The organism is Streptomyces guryensis (assembly GCF_021261325.1).
Lineage (GTDB): Bacteria > Actinomycetota > Actinomycetes > Streptomycetales > Streptomycetaceae > Streptomyces > Streptomyces guryensis.
This window is the reverse complement of record NZ_JAJSBI010000007.1, coordinates 288173-308665: the sequence shown is the minus strand read 5'-3', so window position 1 is coordinate 308665 and position 20493 is coordinate 288173. Positions and strand designations below refer to the sequence as shown.

General features: G+C 66.1%; 8 protein-coding genes. 2 read left to right on the top strand and 6 right to left on the bottom strand.

Going from position 1 to position 20493, the window contains the following annotated elements; translation table 11 throughout:
- Nucleotides 1–59 precede the first annotated feature (59 nt).
- The 4 genes from LJ657_RS17125 to LJ657_RS17110 form a co-directional block, all read right to left on the bottom strand.
- A complete protein-coding gene (locus LJ657_RS17125) occupies nt 60–431 on the bottom strand; it encodes a hypothetical protein (protein ID WP_232649472.1) in 372 nt (123 codons plus the stop codon).
- Nucleotides 428–6874 (bottom strand): RHS repeat domain-containing protein, encoded by a 6447-nt coding sequence (locus LJ657_RS17120; RefSeq protein WP_232649471.1) that lies wholly within the window; start codon nt 6872–6874, stop codon nt 428–430. Before LJ657_RS17120 ends, LJ657_RS17125 begins: the two co-directional genes overlap by 4 nt.
- 87 nt (nt 6875–6961) lie before the next feature.
- Nucleotides 6962–10591 carry a LamG-like jellyroll fold domain-containing protein gene (locus LJ657_RS17115; protein ID WP_232649470.1) on the bottom strand — a complete coding sequence of 1210 codons (3630 nt, stop codon included), beginning with the start codon at nt 10589–10591 and terminating at the stop codon, nt 6962–6964.
- Between the two features lie 1304 nt (nt 10592–11895).
- A complete protein-coding gene (locus LJ657_RS17110) occupies nt 11896–16770 on the bottom strand; it encodes a DEAD/DEAH box helicase (RefSeq protein ID WP_232649469.1) in 4875 nt (1624 codons plus the stop codon).
- Nucleotides 16771–17259: 489 nt separating this feature from the next.
- Here LJ657_RS17110 and LJ657_RS17105 point away from each other — a divergent pair, with 489 nt between their 5' ends.
- Both LJ657_RS17105 and LJ657_RS17100 read left to right on the top strand, forming a co-directional pair.
- On the top strand, nt 17260–17934 hold the full coding sequence (locus LJ657_RS17105) for an HAD family hydrolase (protein WP_232649468.1): 675 nt from the start codon (nt 17260–17262) through the stop codon (nt 17932–17934).
- A complete protein-coding gene (locus LJ657_RS17100) occupies nt 17931–18788 on the top strand; it encodes an NAD(P)-dependent oxidoreductase (protein ID WP_232649467.1) in 858 nt (285 codons plus the stop codon). The genes LJ657_RS17105 and LJ657_RS17100 overlap by 4 nt, the downstream gene beginning before the upstream one ends.
- A 37-nt stretch (nt 18789–18825) precedes the next feature.
- Here the strand turns inward: LJ657_RS17100 and LJ657_RS17095 are convergent, their stop codons facing one another.
- Both LJ657_RS17095 and LJ657_RS17090 read right to left on the bottom strand, forming a co-directional pair.
- Entirely contained in the window at nt 18826–19386 is a 561-nt protein-coding gene (locus LJ657_RS17095) for a phosphotransferase-like protein (RefSeq protein ID WP_232649466.1), read from the bottom strand.
- Nucleotides 19383–20423, bottom strand: a complete 1041-nt coding sequence (locus LJ657_RS17090) for an AAA family ATPase (protein WP_232649465.1) — start codon at nt 20421–20423, stop codon at nt 19383–19385. Before LJ657_RS17090 ends, LJ657_RS17095 begins: the two co-directional genes overlap by 4 nt.
- Nucleotides 20424–20493 lie beyond the last annotated feature (70 nt).

The window sequence follows — 20493 nt, the reverse complement described above, 5'->3', positions numbered from 1 at the left end:
GCAAAGTGGATACCCGGTGTGGACGTCCACGAAGGAATGTCCACACCGGGCGCGGCAAATCAGGCGGCCGACTCCTCTGCCAGGATCGCGTCGCGTGTCACCTCGTAAGCAGCCTCCGCTTCCGGGTCGCGTTCCATCATGCGTTCCCAGAAATCTCCCGCGATCCATTCCTTCGGCCCCATACTCAGCCCACCCCGCCGATAGATCTCCACACTCCACTGGGACGGGATGACATCCGACACCTGCTCGAAGAACTTTCCGCTGTACAGGCCGGCGAGGTCGTGCGGCGAGTGCTCGATGCGCAGGGAGGAGGACCCGTCGCTGCGGACATGGAGTTCGAGTACGACGTATTCCCGTCCCGGGGTGAAGTAGTACCTGCCGTCGCGAGGGGCGGGTGGCGCGTCCGGGGCGCCCAGATAGCGGACTTTCAACTTCTGTTTCCTCCGCCCAGCTTGACCTTGTAGTCGTAATAGTAAAGCTCTCCGGTGACCTCGTTCTGGTAGAAGTGGATGTTGAAGGTGCCTTCGCCCCCTGGAATGTTCATGCGCGGAGTGGCGTACTTGCCCCACTGCTCGGCTCCGCCGTGCGCCGCGAAGTACTCCTGCAGGTGAGTGTTCCCCATCTTCGTTCCCTCTTGGATCATGTGGGAACGCGCGATGGTCTCCGCGGTGAGGTCCCCGTCCGTAGTGAACATCTTGGACGCCGCAGCTGCATCGGCCTCGTACTCCAGCTGCTTCCCGAGCCGGACCCCGTTGGCGGCGTTTGCCGCGCCCCCGTGTGCGGCGCCGGATGGCATGCTGCCGCCTGCCGCGCCGCCTGTTCCTATGTCGGCCACGACTTCGGCGCAGCCTGCGGGGTTGGCCAGACACGCTGTGGCGATCTCCGGCCCGGCAGCTGCGACGACCGGAGCGCCGACCACGGCCGCATCAATGGCTATGGCAACGCCCAGCACGACCTTCTGCCAGGTGGCGAGCTTTCCCGTGTCCGGAATGTCGTGGGCGTTCGGGTCGTAGTTCGGGTTCGTGCCCATCGCCCAGCAGGCGTTGCACTGACCGTCGTCCTTCTTGGGCTTCGGGTCGGGGCCCTTCTTGAAGACCACCCTGGCCGACTTGACGCCCCCGTCCGTGCGGACGGTGACGGTCATGGTGCCGCTGCCGGCGCCGCCGCCGGCCGTCTGGTACTCGATCGTCTGGGTGTACGTCCTCGTGGAGTGGTAGACCAACTTTCCGTTGGGGCCGATCGTCAGGTAGTCCCGGTAGTAGCCGCCCTTGCCGTCGCTGCACCCCTGCTCGCAACCCGAGATGGGTCGCAGGCCGGTGGGGTCGGACTTGGTGACGGGAGTGTTGTTGGAGTAGGCGTAGCCGTTCAGCGACTCGTGGTCGTCCGGGGCCAGGACCGGGTCGACGGAGAGGAAGCGTCCGGTGTCCGGGTCGTACTCGCGGGCGCCGATGTGGGTGAGTCCGGTGTCGGTGTCGGCGGGTTTACCGAGGAACCCCTTGTCGTCAGGCCAGGCGGATGGTGTCGTCCCGCGGGCGTCGCCGAAGGGCTTGGTGTAGCGGCGGGTTACGGCCTGGGTGGTGGCGTCCACCGTCATCGAGGCGGTGCCGTGGTGGTCGTCGACCATCCAGGTCAGGCCGGCCTCGGTGCGGACTGCGGTGGCGTCGCCGGCTGGGTAGTAGCGCTGGGCGGTGAACTTCTTCGCGTCCGTGTCGTAGTGGAGTTCCTGACCGGCCAGGTAGAGGACGGTCTTCGCTGGGCCGCGGCGGATCAGGAGTTCGCCGTTCGCGTCGTACAGGTAGTCGGTGGTCTTGGTGCCTTCGGTGAGTCGGGTCAGTTCTCCTTCGATGTCCCAGGCGAGGCTCTGCGCGGTGCCCGTGGTGCCGTACCGCTTGGTGGTGTTGCCCTGTTCGTCGTACACGTACGACTTGGCTGCGGCGCCGCCCACCGTGACTGAGGTCATGGTGTGGGGCTGGCCGGCCCCGTCGGCGTTGACGGGGGGGTAGCCGTAGCTGGTCTTGGTGTCGCCCGTCGCCTTGTGCTCGGTCTGGGTGTCACGCAGGCCGCCGGGCTTGTAGGCCCAGCTGGTCCAGTACGGGGCAGGGCCGCCGAGGGCGGATGCTGAGAGGGCGGTGGCGCAGTCGTTGGAGGACGGGGTCCAGGCCTCGGTCAGGCGGCGGTAGCCGTCGTAGGCGAAGCACTGGGTGTCGGTGCCGTTCGCCTTGTCGGTGACCGACTTGACGTTGCCGGTGGCGTCGTAGACGTAGTCGACGTCGCTGGTGTAGCCGGTGTTGGTCTGGTCGACGGTGTGGGTGTTGAACAGCCGGCGGGTGCCGTCCTCGTACTGGTTGAGGATCTGGAGCTGCTTGGCGCCGGTGGAGGTGCCCAGGCGGGTCTCCTCGATCTCGCCGTACGGGGAGTAGCCGATGTTCTGGACGTAGTCCGTCATGCCGTCGGTGCCGGTCAGCATGCCGAGGCCGTTGTAGCTGTTGGTGACGGTCTCGGCGGCCAGGCCGGCCACCGCGGGCAGCGAGGTGGACTGGACGGTCCCGTCGATGTTGTACGTCGTAGACGTGGTGAACGTCTGCGGGGCGCCGGCGACGACCAGCGGGTCGGTGGCGGCGATGACGGTCTTGGTGCCCTTGGGGCGGCCGAGGCTGTCGTAACCGGTGACGACCTGGGAGTAGATCTTGCCGGTGGTCCCGCCGACGTACCGGATCGAGGCCGTCGGCTGTCCCTTGGCCAGGCTGTCGTAAGTGAACTTGGTCAGGCGGTGGGCGTCGTCCTCGACTCCGTCCCAGGTACCGGTCTTGCGGCCCAGCTCGTCGTAGTCGGTGATCAGCGTGCGCGAGGTGCCGTCGAGGGTGCTGGTGACGGTCAGCGGCTGGTCGGCGTCGTTGTAGGTGGTGTCGGTCCTGCCCTTGTCCGGGTCGGTCACGACGGTCCTGCGGCCGCGCAGGTCGTAGCCGTACGTCCACACCGCCCCGTCGGGGCCGGTCAGCTTCTTGAGCTGGCCGCCGGGCGTGTACTCGAACAGCGTGCGTGTGTAGTCGCTGCCCGTCGGGGCGGGACCGCCGTACTCGCGACGCTCGGTGATCCGGCCGCGGGCGTCCTTGACCGTCAGGGTGCCGGTGCCGCCCGCGGCGGCGGTGACAGCGGTGCGGTCGCCCTGGTCGTCCGTCTTGGTGCGCCACTTCTCCTGGTCGTAGACCCGGAAGATCGAATCGGTGGCACGCCCGGCACCGTCGAAGAGTGTCTCGGTGGAGGCCGGGACGGAGCCCTGGAAGGTGTTCGCGAGGGTGCCCGACGGGGCGTTGTTGTCGTGGACCTGGCTGTTAGTGATATGGGCCAGGCCGCGGTCGTCGTAGAGGGTCTCCGAGATTACCCGGCCGCCGTCCGGCGCGGGGACCTGCTTCTGGCGGGACCGCAGCAGACCGTCGAAGATCTCGTACGAGCTGTTGTACGTCTTTCCGTCGGCCTTCAGGGCGTCGGTGCGGACCCAGGTTTCCTTGTCGTTGTTGATGCTGTACGCGTAGACGATGCTGGCGGCGTCGCCGAGGGAGCGTGAACGGTCCGGCTTCCAGACCGACTTCAGACGGCCGAGCGCGTCGAAGGACCACTCGGTGACGTTGCCGTTCGGGTCGGTGGTCTTGGTGGCCGCGCCCCAGGCCGGGTCCACCTCGGTGGTGGTGGTGAAGAGCTTGGGGGATGGGGAAGTGGTGGTCTTGGACGTCAGTGGGCCATAGCCGGTGTCGTCGGGCAGGTACGTCGTGGTGACCGTGTGGTTCAGCGCGTCGGTCGCGGTGAGCGGGCGGCCCAGCTTGTCGAAGGTGGCACCCGAGGCCTGCTGGTACACGGGCTTCTTGTCGACTGCGCCGTAGCTAGCGACCCGGTAGGAGGCGGTGATCTCGCCCTTGGTGGGCGCGGTCCCGACGGCTTGGCCGTCGTAGGCTGTGGTGACGTCGGAGACGACGTCGTCGGGGACCGTCGGGGTGGTCGCGCACGGAACCGAGTAGGTCTCGGTGCGCGAGACCGTGTTCACCAGCCAGGCCGAGGTGTTGCGGGCGTAGCTGGTCTTCACGCACGACTCGTCGCCGGTCCTGGCTGCGTCACCGCTGTCCTCGACGGTCATCGGCATGCCGTATGTGGGGTCGTACGTGGTCTTCTGCGTGACCGTGCGGGTGCCGGTGGACGTCTTGGTGCGGGTGGCGGTCTCCCCGGCCTGGACGATCCAGGAGTCGGTGGTGCCCCAGGTGTAGGTGTGGCTGCCGGTCTTGTGGGACCAGGGGGTGTTGATGGTCCCGCTGAGTTCGTCCGTGCCGTTGTAGACGATGGTCTCGCGGACGAAGCCGGCGTACTGGCGGGAGTCGTCGATGGCGGTGCCGGCGGAGTCGGTGACCTTCTCCACGCGGGCTGTGCCGTCGAGTTCCTTCTCGCCGTTCAGGCCGCGCATGTAGAGGGTGGACTTCTTGGAGCGGGGGCCGTCGGAGTCGCCGGAGGTTTCGACGACCTTGCTGTAGCCCCGCCACTGGGACCATGTGCGGTTGGAGGCCTTGGTAATGCCCTCGTCGTCGGCGTAGCCCCAGCCGGCGTTCTCGTAGTCGTAGTACTTCTCGTTGGTGTCGCCGTGGCCGTAGGGGTCGTCCTGGAGGACGGACGTGACGACGTACTTGTGGAACCAGTCGGTGACCGGAGTCGCTCCGGACTGGGACCACTTGACCGGGTAGCAGCGGCGGGTGTTCTTGTCGATGTTCGCCGGCATGCTGCTGCCCCAGATGCAGTCCGGGTCGGAGTAGTTGACGGTGATGGTCGAGCCGGTCTCGGACTTGATGGTGCGCACGCGCCACTTGATGTAGCGCAGGGTGTCCGGGCCGCTGCCCTCGACGTGGTTGGACAACTGGATGCCGCCGAAGACGACCGGTGGCATGGCGGCCGTGGTGGTGTTGGCCTTGCCGGTGTTCTGGATGGACTCCAGCCACAGGCTCGGCGAGGAGGCGTCACCGGTGTCGGGGAAGCTCTGGTCCAGGTGCCAGGTGTCGACGTCGCGCTGGGTGGTGCCGGTGCCGGTCCAGACCGAGGTGGTGATGTCCGTGAGGCGCTTGCGGGTGAAGAAGGCCGGGCCGATCTGGGTGGTGCACTTGGTGCCCGAGGCACAGATCATGTCGTAGGGGACGTCGGGCCAGTTGGCCTTGGTGTCTGCGGTCAGGCTGGAGCACGAGGTCAGGCAGCGCTCGGCGTAGGTGAGGCGGACCTGCTGGGCGGCGGGCTTGCTGTAGATCAGGTCGCTGCGCAGGCCGTAGTCGATGCGGTTGAGATAGCCGCCGCGGGTGTAGGCGGTGCCGTTGACGGTGGTGTCGGCGTTCTTGGAGTAGTAGTTCGTTTCCTTGGTGTACCAGTACGTGGAGGCGTTGCCGTGGGGGTCGACGACGTAGTCCAGGTTCCAGCGCCAGGCCTGGTTGCAGGAGGAGTCGGCGAAGCCGGTGGACTTGTAGCAGGGCTCCCCGGAGTCGTCACCGAAGACCGGGACGGTCCATACGGAGTTGGTGACCGGGTCGTCGTCGGCGGTGTCGGTGGTGCCCTTGTCGCTCCAGCCGGGAAGCCGCTGCTTGCCGAAGAAGTACTGGATGCCGGAGGCGTCGGTGACCTTCCAGTACTCGGTGTTGTCGTCACCGTTGCCGGTGGCCCCGGTCAGGTGCTCGACGCGGGTACCGTCCTCGTTCTTCAGCTTCCAGCTGCCGCCGGACGCCTGGGACAGGGCAGCCGAATCGCAAGCGGCCTTGTCCGCACAGTCGTTGACCAGCTCGACGGCCTTGCCGTTGAGGACCAGGGTGGCATTGGCGTACTTCCAGCACAGGTCGCCCTTGCCGCTTTGGCCGTCGTCCTTGCAGGAACCGTACTTGCGCTCGATGTAGGACTCGGTGAACGAGAAGCCCTCACCGATCACCGAGGTCTGGTTGTTCTCCCCGGCCGTACGGCCGTCCACCGAGCCGGAGTTGTAGGAGAGGGACAGGCTCGGGGCCGGGCCGGCCGTAGCCGAAGGCACCCTCAGTGGGTAGGTCCAGGTGAAGTCGCCCGTGCTGCCGCCGGCCTCCCAGGTCGCGGTCGGGGACAGCGTCGTGGCGGCGTAGTCGCCTCCGCCGCCCGAGCTGTCGGCCGCCGCCGCCAGCAGCGTCGTCCGAGCGGGCACCGTGCCCGACACCGTCTGCGACGTGGCGTCGTTGTCCGCGCCCGCCACCGGGCGCTGGATGCGGCAGGACTTCTTCTGCGGGGTGGTCAGCGCGCACGCCGGGAGCGTCACCAGACGCAGACGCGGACCGAAATTGCCGCCGTAGACATCGGAGAAGGAGGAGTAGTCGAGGGAGACGCGGAGCTTGCCGGACGCCTCATTCGTGAGGGCGACGGTGAGCAGTACCCCGTTGACGCCCGCCTGCTTCGCGGCCGACCGGGAGTGGACGCTGAGCGCCACCTTCTCGGCCGCGCCGACCTTCGCGCCCGCGTTCCGGGCCAGCTTCACGCCCAGCCCGCCGACACTGACTGAGGTCCTCTTGGCCACCGGGACACTGGCGGTGGCCTTCCCGGCCTTCGGCCACATGGCCTTCTTCAGCCGATCCCGGGTCTTACGGGCCGCCGGGGCAGCCTTGTCCTTCGGCGCCTTGGAGGTGCCGGGCCGGAGCACGCCCACCTTGTCGATCTTTGCGTCGGGCCCGTGCTCCAGCGGCTTGCGGCCTGCCGAGGTCTGGGCCTGGGCCGCGAAGTCGTAGCCCGAAGGAACCACGACCTGCGGCAGGACGACGAGGGAGACAACCAGCGCGCCACGGCCGAGCCAGCGGCGTACGACCGCCCCTGGCAGCCGTCTGCGGAAGGGTGTTGAAGACACAGTGATTTCCAGGTCCTTGGAGTGGGGGAAGCGTGACGAACAGCGCGGGCAGGGCGGGTGATCAACCCCGCCCAGCTCACGGCTCCGCTACTGCTGCTCGGTGTTGCGCCGGTTGGCGATCGTGTCGGTGGAGGTGGCCCCGGCCCAGACACGGACGCTGTCGATCGTCCCGGGGAAGTAGCGCGCGGCCACGCCATTGATCTTCGCCCGGCCGATCTCGAAGGCACCGCTGCCCTGCCAGGGGGTGGTGTAGGAGATGCCGTCCTCGTCCCCCATCAGGGCGCTGTCGACGTAGAGCTTGAGCGCGCCGAGCTTGGAGGTGTCGTCGGGGTCGGCCGCGGCCTGAGCGTCGTAGACGACCGAAATCATGACCGGGACTCCGAGTTGGGCCGTGGTGAACGCGGTGGACTGGCTGGTGGTCCAGGCCGCGCCGGTGCCGTCCTTGTCGGGACGGCCGAACGTCCACCGGCCCTGAGTGCTGCCGGCGGGCTGCTCGTACCAGACGCCCCAGGCGGACTGGCTGGTCCCCGACTGGCCGAAGACCTGCACTGCGTACGACTTGCTGGTGTCGGCGAGCTGGGCCGGGTCCAGCGTCACCCAGGCGGTCGCGGTGAACGAGCCGGAGTCGTCGACGACCGGGCCGCTCGCGGTGGCGTACGCGCTGGTGCCGTTGAGGGACATCATCTGCGTGGTGGTGACCTCTTCGCCGATGTCCGGGTCGCCGTGGCTGACCTGGGTGAGCGCGGCCCCGCTGAGGGTGAGGTTGCGGCCGAAGCCGCTGGTGTCCTTGACCGTGGTGCCGGTCGCGTTTGCGATGTCGGTGGCGTCCCACTTGGCGACCAGCGCGGGGACCGGGTCGCCGGAGGTGCCGTCGCTGATGTCCTCGTCCTCCAGCCAGGCCTCGTGGGCGACCTCGGTGTCCGCAAGGGCGCGGGACCAGACCTTCACCTCATCGATGGTCCCGGAGAAGTACTCCTTGCCGGTCGCTGAGGCCAACAGCCGCCCGACCTGAAGGGCACCGGACGCCTTCCACGGGGTGACCGGGAACGCCACGGGGTTGGTCTGCGGGACTCCGTTGACGTACAGCTGGATGGTGTTCGCCGCCGCGTCGTAGACGCCCGTCAGGTGCGTCCAGGCGTTCAGGACCGGCGGCTTGGTACCGACCGAGCGGGTGATCGCCGGGTCGGCGACGTCCGTCTGGTGCCGGTTGAAGACCCAGGCGTTGTACGCGGTCGAGTAGTACAGCTGGAACCCGGAAGCGTTCGTGCCGGCCTGGGACAGGACGGTGTAGTTGACGTCCTTCATCGTCAGCCGCGTCCAGGCGGAGACGGTGAAGGACTTGGTGGTGTCCAGCACCGCGCCGGAGGTGGCCAGGTAGGCGCTCGTGCCGTTCAGCTTCGCCGCGCCGGAGCCGCTGCGCGCCAGGGTGTCCCACGTGACACCCGAAGAGGTCAGCGGGTGCTGGGTGGCCTCGGTCGCGTCGGTGAGGGCGTTGTCCAAGTGCCAGATCCCGGCGGGCTTCTCGGCCCCCTTCACCAGGAAGCTGTAGTAACCGGTCAGGGAGCTGTGGCTCGCGGCGTCGTAGGCGAAGACCTGGAGGGTGTTCTCACCAGCCTGGTTCGGCGAGATCGACTGGGTGGTGGAACCGCCCTTGGCGACCGGGATCGGCGAGGAGAGCGGACCGCTGTTCAGCTTCCACTTGTAGCTGACGACGTCCGACTGGACCCCGGCCGTGTTGGGGTCGCTGTCGCCAGCGCTGAAGGTGAACTTGCCCGGCGTGCCCACCCCGCCCGCAGCGGGGTCGGTCTCGGCCGGCTTGTAGTCGGCGCTCGTCACCAGCGGGGGCGGCGGCGAGTCCGTGTCCACGCGGAAGTAGCACCAGGACGACGACCAGGACGAGTCCAGTACGCCGGTGTCTCCGCGGTCCGTCTTGTAGTAGGCCTGCGTCTTGACCCGCATCCGGTAGTCCGTCTGCGGTGCCAGGGCGCTGGTGGTCGCGTCACGTGTCGCGTTGTCGGCCACCCAGGCGGCGTCCGGCGAGTTCGCGGACCAGACGCGGCTGGAGCCATCTGCCTTCCACACCTCGAACTGGGCGCGCAGCTGGGCGTTGGAGCCGTCAGCGGACTGCACCTGGGCCAGCATCTTCGGCTTGGTGGTGCTGGTGACGAAAGGCGACGTGGAGGCATTGCAGACCCGCCCGGCGTTGCCCTGCTGGACGCCGTACGAGGTCGGCTTGGACGGGTACGACACGTACGTCACCGACAGCTTGGCGTCGTCGCGGAAGCGTGCCCAGGCGCCCGCGTCGGACTCGTCGTGCGCGGTCAGCGAGAAGGTGATCTGCGGGTCCTTGTTCGCGGCGGCGGAGGCGAGGGTGGGAGTCAGGTTCTCGTTGGTCTCCGCACCCACGTTGTCGCTGAAGCGCACCCAGTTCGCCGGTTGCGACGGGCTGCACAGGGAGCCTCGCCCGTAGGCCACATTTCGGTCGCCCATCAGGTCGTCCGCGGTGGGGCGAGAGGACCAGGTGGTGCTGGAAGAGATGCCCTTGGTGACATGGCTCAGGTCATACCAATGTGGATCGCAGCTGAACGTCCAGACCTGGTACACCTCCAGCGTGGCGTCGAGGATCTTCTTGCCGTGGATCGACGACAGCGGGTATTCGAAGTACATGCGCTGGGTGTACGGGCTGTTGGAGCAGAGGTAGCCGGCGTAGTTGGAGCAGCGGCCGACGCCCTTGTCGCCGTCGAACTTCCAGTACTTGGTGCCGTTGGAGGCCAGTGCCGTCCAGTCGCCGAGGGTGATGCCCTTGGTCGGCGGATCGATGTAGAGCGGGAAGACGGTGTCCGTGCCATGGAGCAGGGCCGGGTCGGGCGTGATCTCCAGGGTGGCCCCGGAGACCTTGAGAGGGAGTTCTGCGGCCGCGTCACCACTGCCGGGGCCCTCGGTCGGGGCGGGTTCACCCTTCGCGGCGGGCAGCGGGGTCGTGTCCTCCGCCTCGGAAGCGGTGCGTATGAGCTGGGTACTGATACCGGACGGGGTATCACCGGCCGAGTCCCACATCCGCCCCGCCGGGCTCTCGAACACCGGCATGCCCTCGCCGTCCCGGGCGACGAAACCGCCATCGGCGGTCGGGGCGATGTCCAGCCCTCCGCCGGAGACGGTCATCCTGATCGTCGCGAGCGCCGGGTTCTTGGCCGCCTCCGCGGTCTTGACCACGAGCACCGAGGTGTAGCCCGTGCTCAGCGCGGTCAGCCTCAGATCGACGTCGGGGAGGACGCCGGGGTAGGTGGCGGTGGCGCCGTCAAGTTGGGGCTCGGGCAGCTTGGTGGGCCAGCCGAGCTTCAGCTCGTGCCCCTTGTCCTCCAGCGTGACCAGCCCGTCGCCGCTGCCGCCGCCCGAGAAGGTGAGGTCGGCGGTCGTGTTCCTCGCCCGTACCGATCCGTCGGCCTCGCGCGCGAGAGTCGTGTCGACGGGAGCCCAGGTGCCATCGTCCTTGCGAGCACGGACCGGGGCGGCGTTCATCTCCTGGGTGAACGTGCCGTCCGGGTTTGCGAACACCTGGGACGACTCGGTAGTCACGGCGTCCACAACCACGCGGTCGCCGGTCTTCGCCGCGAGAGCGCTCGCCTTCGACTGAGGAGTGCTGTCGGCCACTGCCGCTGCCGCCCCGTCATCGGCGAGCGCCGGCGTCGCCGCCACAACCCCAGCCGCCGGAACCATACCCCCCCCCCAGGAGCGCGACAACTGTCGCCCCGCTCCTCACCACTTGGCGCCAGCCGTGCCGCTGTTGTCGCGTGAACACGCCCACACATCCTTAAGTTTTCCTTACCAAGAGCTGTGAGGATCACGTGTAAGACATGTGCGCGTCAATGGTGTCTTGTGTCACATAGTGCGCGCCCGTACAGATGGCCGCACGTGCGGGGCTATCGATGGAGCGCCTCGCGTTGCCGTTCCGCACGCACTTCTTCTGGCCGCAATCACGCTATGCCCGGAGGGGATTGAGGACCGCTCTCCCCTGCCCATGACCCCCCAGCCAACGAGATCTGGGGACGCCGCTTCAGCCGCTCTCGCAAGACTGCGGACTACCCCCCTCTGCGGCGTCTCGGCCAGCAACACGCATCCGCATGGAAACCCGCCCAACCTGTCCTCAGCGCTTCCTGCCGCGCCACGCTACCTACCGCCGAACAACAACACACAACGCGGCCGCGGACGAGCGGCCAGCCACCGACCAGGAGTAGGGTCACGTATTGTCATGACATGACTACGTTTCACTGATCCGCCCAGTGAGCCGAAGGTGACGTCGGCACGCTTCAAGGCAACGGGGCGCGATGGAGGGCCCGGGTGCGGAGATGTGCGCGGACCCTTTCCGCCGACTCGCGAGAGACCCACCGGCGGATGCCCGACCGCCGAGTCTGACCCAAGGGGCCGACTGCCGACGGATCGCCCGAGCCGGCTGTGAGATCTGTCGCGACCGGACAGTCCCCACGATGCCGATCGCTCCATCTGGGACCCGTGGAGTTCACCCGTCGACACAAGGGCAGCGAGAGACTCCTGATGGAGCGTCACGCACGGCTGTCCACCGGTTGTCCACCAGGACCCTCTACGCCGCCATGGTCCATCCCCTACGAGCGGATAAAAGACCAGGTCAGAACCTTTGATAGTCGACCTCGTCACAGAAAACGAACCTCCGACCTACGCATTACGATGCGCAGAGCACGAGTGCCCGATTGGCCAGGATTCCAAGGTCAACGAATCTAAGAAACCCCAGGTCAAAGGCATGACTTGGGGTTTACCAGAGAGCCGCCTTCGGGATTCGAACCCGAGACCTACGCATTACGAGGGCCTGCATGATCGTGACGGGTGGTGATCCGTGATCACGCTCGATCCGGTTTTGCCTGGTCAGAGACTTCTCGACCCTCGCCGATGTAACGCTCAATCCAACGGGTGCTGACTCGTCCGCTCACGCATCGCTCACGCAGAACCGTGGTCCGGGCAAGCCAGTTAGCGCCTGCCCGGACCACGCCCTACTCGAGGATGTCCAGCGGCGGCAGTCCGTCCACGATCTTCATCGTCTCCAGGCTGACCGTCACGATCCGCTTGAGGAGGTCGATGATGTAGCGCGGGTCGTCGGACCAGTCGTTGGGGTCGGTGGTGATTTCCGATGCCTTGTCGACCTTGACCTGGTAACGATCGATGATCCACTCGATCGCAGAGCGGGTACCGAGCTGGTAGCGGTACGCCTCCTCTGGAATGTTGGTGAGGGTCACGCGGTGGTTATAGACGATCGTAGATCGGTCCGGCTTCCCCTTCACCTTGGGGATCTTCATCTTCCCGACCTTATATAGCTCTGCGGGCGAGGTGCCCGAGGCATCACCGGTGACCCTCTCGACGATGCCACCGTATGACTCGGCCTGCTCGTAGTTGATGTGCAGATCTGCGAGCCTGCGGCCGGCCTCGGCGAAGCCGCGAAAGTCACGCACCTTGGGAATGCGAGGGAGGGACTTCTTCAGGTCCGCGGTGTAGCGGTCGCGGTACTCCTGAGAATGGAGCAGGCCGTAAACGTAGTAGAAGACGTCGTCTTTGGTGAGTGACGAATCACCAAAAGCATGGCGATAGTCGCGGAGCGCGGAATCCGTAACGTTATCGACTTGTTCAAACCCGTCACCCCCGACATCGATGGATGAAAAAAGGTCGTCCCCTGTTGTCACTTGACGATAAATGTGGCGCGGAAAGTGTGGGCCAACACTCTTCGTCCCCACGGCGTGAAGATCGGGGACGCTATCGGTAATTAGCACCGAGAAGGGTTCATCCGAGCCCATTCCAGTGATGTAGAAGCCGACGTTCCGGTGATTAGGAGTGGGGAAAACTTGGGGAATCTGCGAAACGGTTGCATTGACCTGGCGGTCGACGTATACAAACTGCCTCGTAAAGGGGCGATACATTCCAGTGAAGATGCCCTCCTCGCGAAACGTGTACAGGCGCCCCTTAGCGATCGCCCCTTCATCCGCGCGGTTCCAACTAATACGCTTCGGATCGAACGTCATATACGCCTTGGCGTCTGCAGATTTGGGCGCCACGATTCCCCTGGATTGGCAATGCTCGGAAAATCCACGCACCTGAGAGTTGTGGAATTCCATCATTGACTCGACTTTCCCCACAAGCTTCCCACGATCAAAGTCGTATAGCCACGTATCCCTCCCGGTTACGACTCCGTTGGAGTGAAATCCGAAGACCGGGCTAACGTCGACCGATGCAGGGTCCTTCAGACTGATGGGCTGGAATTCAGAATACGCTTCGTCTCGCTGATTGATCCAGTCGCCATCACCATTCGGCTCAATAAGCTGCCAGTTCAGCGTTTCAAGACTCTGGCTGCCAATGAGGCTGAGCTTTTGCTCGCGGGTGAGTGAATCTTCGATGGCTCGATAGTTGAGCTCACCGGCGCTCTCCCCGTCCCTCCCCTTTACGAGGATCAGGATGGCAACGGAGGTCTGACTCCCTTCCCCGAAGATCTTCCCTCCCTCCTTCCGCCAGTCTCCGTCCCTCTGGTTGCCGCGAAGGTTATAGCAGTAGACAGCGCTAAATTCCTCGGTCAGAGACCTACGAAGCCCGTCGTAGCTATTGCCGTCAATGTAACCTCCATTGGTCACAAAGGAGATTACCCCTTCACCCTTGATTCGATCCGATGCCCACCGGATGGCGCGAATATAAGAGTCGTAGAGATTTCTCTTCAGCGTCGCCGTTGATAGGGCAGCATAGGAATCCTGGATGCGACGATCCAAGACTTCGTATTTCACATTCTGATTGTCGTCGTTCTGACTCTCTTGCCCTACCGAATAGGGAGGGTTTCCGATAACAACGCGAATCGGCTGACTTTGCTGCTTCTTGGCACGCTCGCTATTTCCTTCCAGAACATCCATTCCATCGAGCTTGGTGGTTCCCTCGGCGAGCTGGAAGGTGTCGGTGAGGACGATTCCCTCGAACGGCTTGTAGTCTTCGCCGACCAGGTCGTGGAATGCAGCTTCGATGTTGACCGCGGCGATGTAGTAGGCGAGGAGCACGATCTCGTTGGCGTGCAGCTCACTCGTGTACTTGCGCAACAGGTCTTCCGGCTTGATGACGCCGGACTGGAGGAGGCGTACTGGGAAGGTTCCCGTACCGACGAAGGGGTCGATGATCTGGACACCTTCGTCCGACAGGGAGCGGCCGAGGTGTTTGGCCATGGCCTGTTCGGTCGCGCGGATGATGAAGTCGACGACCTCAATGGGGGTGTATACGATGCCGAGCGCGTCAGCGGTCTTCGGCAGGGCAGTCTTGAAGAACTTGTCGTACAGCTCGACGATGACGCGCTGGCGGCCCTCGTGGTTGTCGATGCCTTCGGCACGGACCTTCACCGAGTGGTAGAAGCCCTCCAGGGTCTTGGTCTCAGCGTCCAGGCCCTGGTCGTCGAGGATGTCGAGCATGCGCTGCATGGCCTTGGACACCGGGTTGTGCTCGGCGAAGCCGTAGTCCTTGAACAGGGCGTCGAAGACCGGCTTGGTGACGATGTGCTGGGCGAGCATGTCGATGGCATTGGGATCGGTGACGCCGGGGTTTATGGTCGCGCGCAGTTCGCCGACGAACTCTTGGAAGGCGGCCTGCTTCTCGGGGATCGCTAGTGCGGCCTTGATGCGGGTGACGTGGCGGTCGGCGATCTGGGCAATGTCCTTGGCCCAGTCCTCCCAGTAGTGGCGTTCGCCGACCTTGTCGACGATGCGGGCGTAGATAGCGTCCCGCCAGTCGCTGACGGAGAAGAGGGCGTCCTGGATGTGCTGGGCGCTCTGGGCTTCCTTGTCCTTGGCGGCCTGGGCGCTGTCGGCGGTGCTGGAGCCGTCCTGGTCGCCGATCGTCTCGTCGTTGGGCCCGATGCTGCCGATGCCGATTTTGTTGTCGGGCTTGTTCTTGTTGAGCTCGATCTGGTTGACGGTCGCGTTGAAGCGGTCGTCGTGGGCGCGGAGGGCCTGGAGGACCTGCCAGACGGTCTTGAAGCGCTCGTTCTTCTGGAGAGCCGCCTCCGGCGACATACCCGCGGGGATAGCGACCGGCAGGATGATGTAGCCGTAATTCTTGCCCGGGGCCAGACGCATCACGCGGCCGACTGACTGGACGACGTCGACCACCGAGTTGCGTGGGTGGAGGAAGAGGACGGCGTCCAGGCTCGGGACGTCGACGCCCTCGGAGAGGCAACGAGCGTTGGAGAGGATGCGGGCCTGGTTCTGCCCGGGGTCTTGCTTGAGCCAGTCAAGGAGCCGGTTGCGCTGCAGGGTGTTGAAGGTGCCGTCGACGTGGTCGACCTCGCAGTGCAGCACGTCGTCGTCGGCGTCGTCGTAGGCGTCGACGACCTCGTTGAAGCGGTCGGCGATCGATTTAGAGTCGGCGATCGAGCGGGCGAAGGCCACCGCCCGTTTCATGGGGGCCTCCTCCTCTCCGAAGCCGGAGCCGTCGGCGAAGGTGCCGGTGCGCTTGGCCATTGCGTTCCAGCAGCCGATGATTTTCGCTGCGTCATCGAGATTGAGCTCGGAGGATCCGCCGGCGATGCCCTGCTGGAGGGTCTTGGCAACTACGCCCTCGTCAATGGTGAGGATGAGGACCTTGTAATCGGTGAGCAGTCCCTGCTCGACGGCCTGGCCGAAGCCGAGGCGGTGGAACTCCGGGCCGAACATCTGCTGGTTGTCCATCGAGGCCAGAACGGCTTCGGCGTTCTTGGCGTCAGTCTTGGTGTCCTCGTTATAGATCCGTGGGGTGGCCGTCATGTAGAGGCGGCGATCTGCACCGAGGTACGCGTCGTCGTGGACCCGTACGAATGCCGACTCGTCGTGTCCGGCCAGGGTGACGCCGGTGGTGCGATGGGCCTCGTCACACAGGATGAGGTCGAAGCGGGGCAGGCCCCTCTTCTGAGCCTCGGAGACGGTGGCGATGGACTGATAGGTGGAGAACACCACGGTCAGTCCCGGTGCCGCCTCCACGCTGGCCATCTGCTGGATCAGGCGGTCAGGGTCGGTGGTAGCGGGCAGGGCCAGGTCGTGGGTGGCCATGTCCTTGTCGTCGCCCTTGGGCTGCTGCTTGCCGACCTTGGTGTCCGAGCACACCGCGAAGGCTCGCAGCGACACCTCAGCCTCGAATGACCACTCGCGCAGGGTCTGCGAGAGCAGAGCGATGGAGGGCACCAGGAACAGGACGGATGTGTGCTCGCCCTCGCCGGCGGCAGCGCGCTCCTTCTGGAGCCGTTCCACGATCTTCAGGCCGGTAAAGGTCTTGCCGGTACCGCAGGCCATGATCAGCTTGCCGCGGTTGTGGTCTGCGAAGCCCGTGAAGACATCGTCGATTGCCGCCCGCTGGTGCTTTCGCGGTTCCTTCTTCTTCTGGAGGGTCAGCTCGATGGGCTCGTCGACCGCGGGCAGACGCCATTCCACCGGGCTGTTGGCGATGTCGGACAGGCCGAGGCGTGTGACGGGGATCTGCTGGTCGTCCAGCGCCGCCTCGGCGTGGACGCCCCACTTCTCCGTCGTAGAGACGATCATGCGTCGGGTGAAGCCGCCCTTGCCGGAGGCCGTGAAGAAGGAGTCGATGTCGTCCTTCTGAATGGTGTGCTGGGGCTCGTAGAACTTGCACTGGATCGCGCAGAAGCCCCCGGTCTCCCGGTCCTGTGCCACCAGGTCAATACCCGTGTCGCGCTTGTCGTGCTCAGCTCCCGGCCAGTCCGTCCACATCCACACTCGGCTGAACTGCTCGGTCCACTGAGGATCGGTGCTCAGGTACTGGAGGATCAGCTCCTCGAAGCGAGTGCCGCGATCACGGTTCCTCCCGATCGAGCCGTGGCGGATCGCCCTGATGACGTCGTGTACGGACGTGGTCGTGGCCACAGCGCTTCGCTTCCCATCACTGCCGGAGGCACGCGGGGCCGCGCGCCAAGAAAATCGCACCAAGAAATGCTCAGAACCTTACTGGCACTCGTGGACGATACGCACGGCTGATCGCGTGATGGCGAAATCCAGCCCGGATACGCGGGCACGAACCCACGCTTCGTCGACAGTCCTTCCGCCCGAACCGTGGTGGGTGAGGAAGCCGAGGGAGGCTTCGACGCCCCAGGCGCCGTAGATGACGTGGGCGACCTTCAAACTACGGGCGGCAAAGGCCGCCGCCGCGACCCGCCAGCCACTCTTGCTCCTGTTACCTCGATGAGCCCGACATGGTGCTGACCTGGGTCGGTTTACCTGATGGTCTGGGCCGGCCTCGGGGTGACGGCATGAACGAGTGATGCGCGACGCAGAGCGCAGCGAGAAGAGGCGCTCGACGACCCGCCCGCTCGACCCCGAGCACACAGCTTTCCGGCGCGCATTAGGGTGCGGGATGTGCAGCCGCCTCTGGTTCTCTTCGACCTCGACAACACCCTCGTGGACCGGCGGGGAACGCTCGCCGGCTGGGCCGCAGGGTTCACCGCCCAGTACGGCCTGGAGGACGAAGATCAGGCGAACGTCCTAGACATGGTGGCCGAGCGGGCCTACCCATCCACTTTTGAGGCGATCCGCACCCAGTACCGACTGCCCGTGTCGACTGCGGAGTTGTGGCACACGTACTGCACGGACATCGCTGCCTTGGTGTCGTGCCAGGCCGGGGTCCTCAACGGCTTGGAGGAGTTGCGTGCGGCCGGCTGGCGGGTGGGGGTGGCGACCAACGGTGCGGCGGATATCCAGCGGGCCAAGCTGCGGGCCACCGGTATCTCCGAGCGCGTGGACGGCGTCTTCGTCTCAGAGGAGGCTGACGCGCGCAAGCCGCAGACCCGGCACTTCGCCCTGGCGGCGGCCCGCTGCGGCACCGTGCTGGGCGACAGTGGCTGGATGGTCGGGGACAACCCGGTCAACGACATCGGCGGCGGACGCTCCGCAGGACTGCGCACCATCTGGATCGGCAACGGCCGTTCCTGGCCGCCGGACGATCCCGGGCCGGACCACGTGGTGCCGCATGCACGCGCCGCCATCGACCTGCTGCTTTTGCACTCCGTCGACTACACAAGGACCGCGGCATGACGAGCACCATTGGGCTGTTGCACCCCGGCAGTATGGGCTCCGCCTTCGGCGCCCAGCTGCGCGCGAGAGGCCACATCGTGCTGTGGTGCCCCGACGGACGCAGCGACACAACCCGCCGCCGGGCCGAGCGCGCGGGCCTCGAAGCCGCAGCGCTGCCTGAGCTTGTCTCTCGCTCCGATGTGCTGCTCTCTCTATGCCCTCCCGCCGCAGCGGAGGAGACCGCCGGCCAGGTAGCCGAGCTCGGCATGTCCGAAGCGGGCACGATCTATGTCGACGCGAATGCCGTCTCGCCGTCGCGCGTGGTGAGTATCGCCGACCGCCTGGCCCCAATGCCGGTCATCGATGCAGCGGTGGTCGGATCGCCTCCGGCGGGCGGCATGTCCCCGACGCTCTACCTTTCCGGCGCCGTCGAGCAGGCCGACCGGATCGCCGAACTTTTCGCCGGCACCGATGTGCGGACCCACGTCCTGGGCGACAGCATCGGCAAAGCCTCCGCACTCAAGCTCGCGTACTCCAGCTACCAGAAGGTCTCCCGGGTGCTGGCTGCCGTGGCCTACGGCGCGGCGGACACGTACGGGGTTGCGGACGAGCTGCTGGTGATCGCGGCCAAGCGCACCCGTAGCTACCTCGTGGAGACCGACTACATCCCCAAGACCGCTGCCCGCGCCTGGCGTTGGGGCCCAGAGCTTGAGGACGCGGCGGCCCTCCTCTCCGACGCCGGGTTGCCGGACTCCCTTATGCACGCGGCTGCCGCGACGCTTGCCCAGTGGGACGGGAACAGAGACGAGCGGCTGTCTATCGCTGAGGCCCTGGAAGCTCTGCGTCTTGAGCGGGACCCGGACAACCCGAGTTGAGCAGGTCGCATCCGCTGGGGCGCTGACGTCCTGGCCGTCAGGAGCGTGGTGGCGTGGTGCGGACGATGTCGTCGATCCTCTGTGCGGTCTCATGGGGTGCCGTGGCGTCCGTGTCCACGCGCAGTTCCCACTGGGCCCGTGGGTGAGCCGCAAGATCGGCCTGAGTGGCGTCCCAGGCGGCCAGCCGGGCCGCCGTGTCGGTGTCCCCGCGCTGTGGTGAGCGTCGAGCGGTGGTCTCCTTCGAGCACCACAGCAGAACGCGCACCCAGCGCGCCGGGTAAAGAGCGGTTACCTGCTCCATCCCCGCCAGCTGGCCGAGGTGGACGACTGGGGTCTTGCCGCCCTCCATGGCCTGGTCGAGGCCGGGGCGGTCGACGACGTAGATGTTGCCGTACCGGTCGTTGCGGTAGATGACATCGCCGCGTGCCTCTAGGGCGGTCAGCTGCTCTGGCGTACCCATCCGGTAGCCCTTGGTCTTCCCGGTCCCGATCTTCAGCCGGGTGAACAGCACGTACCGCGCGTCGAGTTCGGTGAGCGCCGCCGTGATCGTGTCCTTGCCCGCCGCCGGCGGCCCGTACAGCAGGATGCCCTGCCTCACTGGAACACCGTCCCGAAGACCTGGCGCACCTGGTCCGTGAGCGATATCGCGGAGCCGAGACGGTTGTCGACAACCAAGTGCGGCACGACGGGCCGCAGTTCGAGATCGATCCCACTGGCGTACGTGTCCCAGTTCTGGAGTTTCCAGCTGTCGCGGGCGGCGGACCGGAAGCTGATGTACTCGTGCATCGTGTCGAGGTCGCACTGAATCCAGACGACAGCGACGGTGACGCCACGCGCTTCGCAGCGGTTGATCAGGCGCCGCATCCACCGAGGGTCTGTGGTCTCGGCGATGAAGGGCGCGGAGAGGACGGTGCTGATCGCGCAGTCGACGTTCGCGTACGCGGTCTCCAGCAGGCACTGGTACTCCAGCGGGCGGACCTTCTCCCGGTAGAGGTCGGTGTGCCGGTCGTTGGGCTCGCTGCCCATCTCGACGAGGAGGCGCTCGACGAGCGGGCGCGTGATCGGGTCCTTGTCGAGGACGGGCCATCCAGTGAGTTGCGATACGAAGCGGGCGAATTCCGACTTCCCGCTGCCCGCGTAGCCGCCGACCATCATCAGCGTCGGCCGGTTCGGATCACCGCCGGTGTGACGCCGTTTCCAGGCATCGAGGATCCGCTGCTGGACACCCTGGCCGTCGGCGTCCTCCGCGCTCGGTGCCAGCTGGTGCAACGCCCGTTCCACGGCCAGGACGTGGGCGCCGTTCTGCGGTTCGCTCGACGCGGTGAACTTGAGCTTCGTGGCCTCGTCGGGCAGAGCGTTGCGAAAGCCGAGCTCGGGCTCGGTCGCGCGGTACAGAAGGCAATACGCGCGACGGTAGTGCGGCCCGGGATAGACCTCACCCTGCTCGTGCTGCCACAGCGTCTGAAAGTTGGCGGCCGGCACCGTGAGCCCCGCGGCCCGGGCCACCTCGCGCACCTGCTCGCCCGCGCCTTCGAGCGTCAGACCGTGAGCTTCGCGTTGCTGTCTCAACTTGTCCGGACGCCACCCGGGGCGACTCTTACCCACCGCGCCTACCGCCTGCCCATCCCTGGTCATGATCCGGAGCCTAAGTCTGCCTGTCATGAACCCGTGTGTAAGCGGATGTTGAAAAGTCAGACCAACCGGC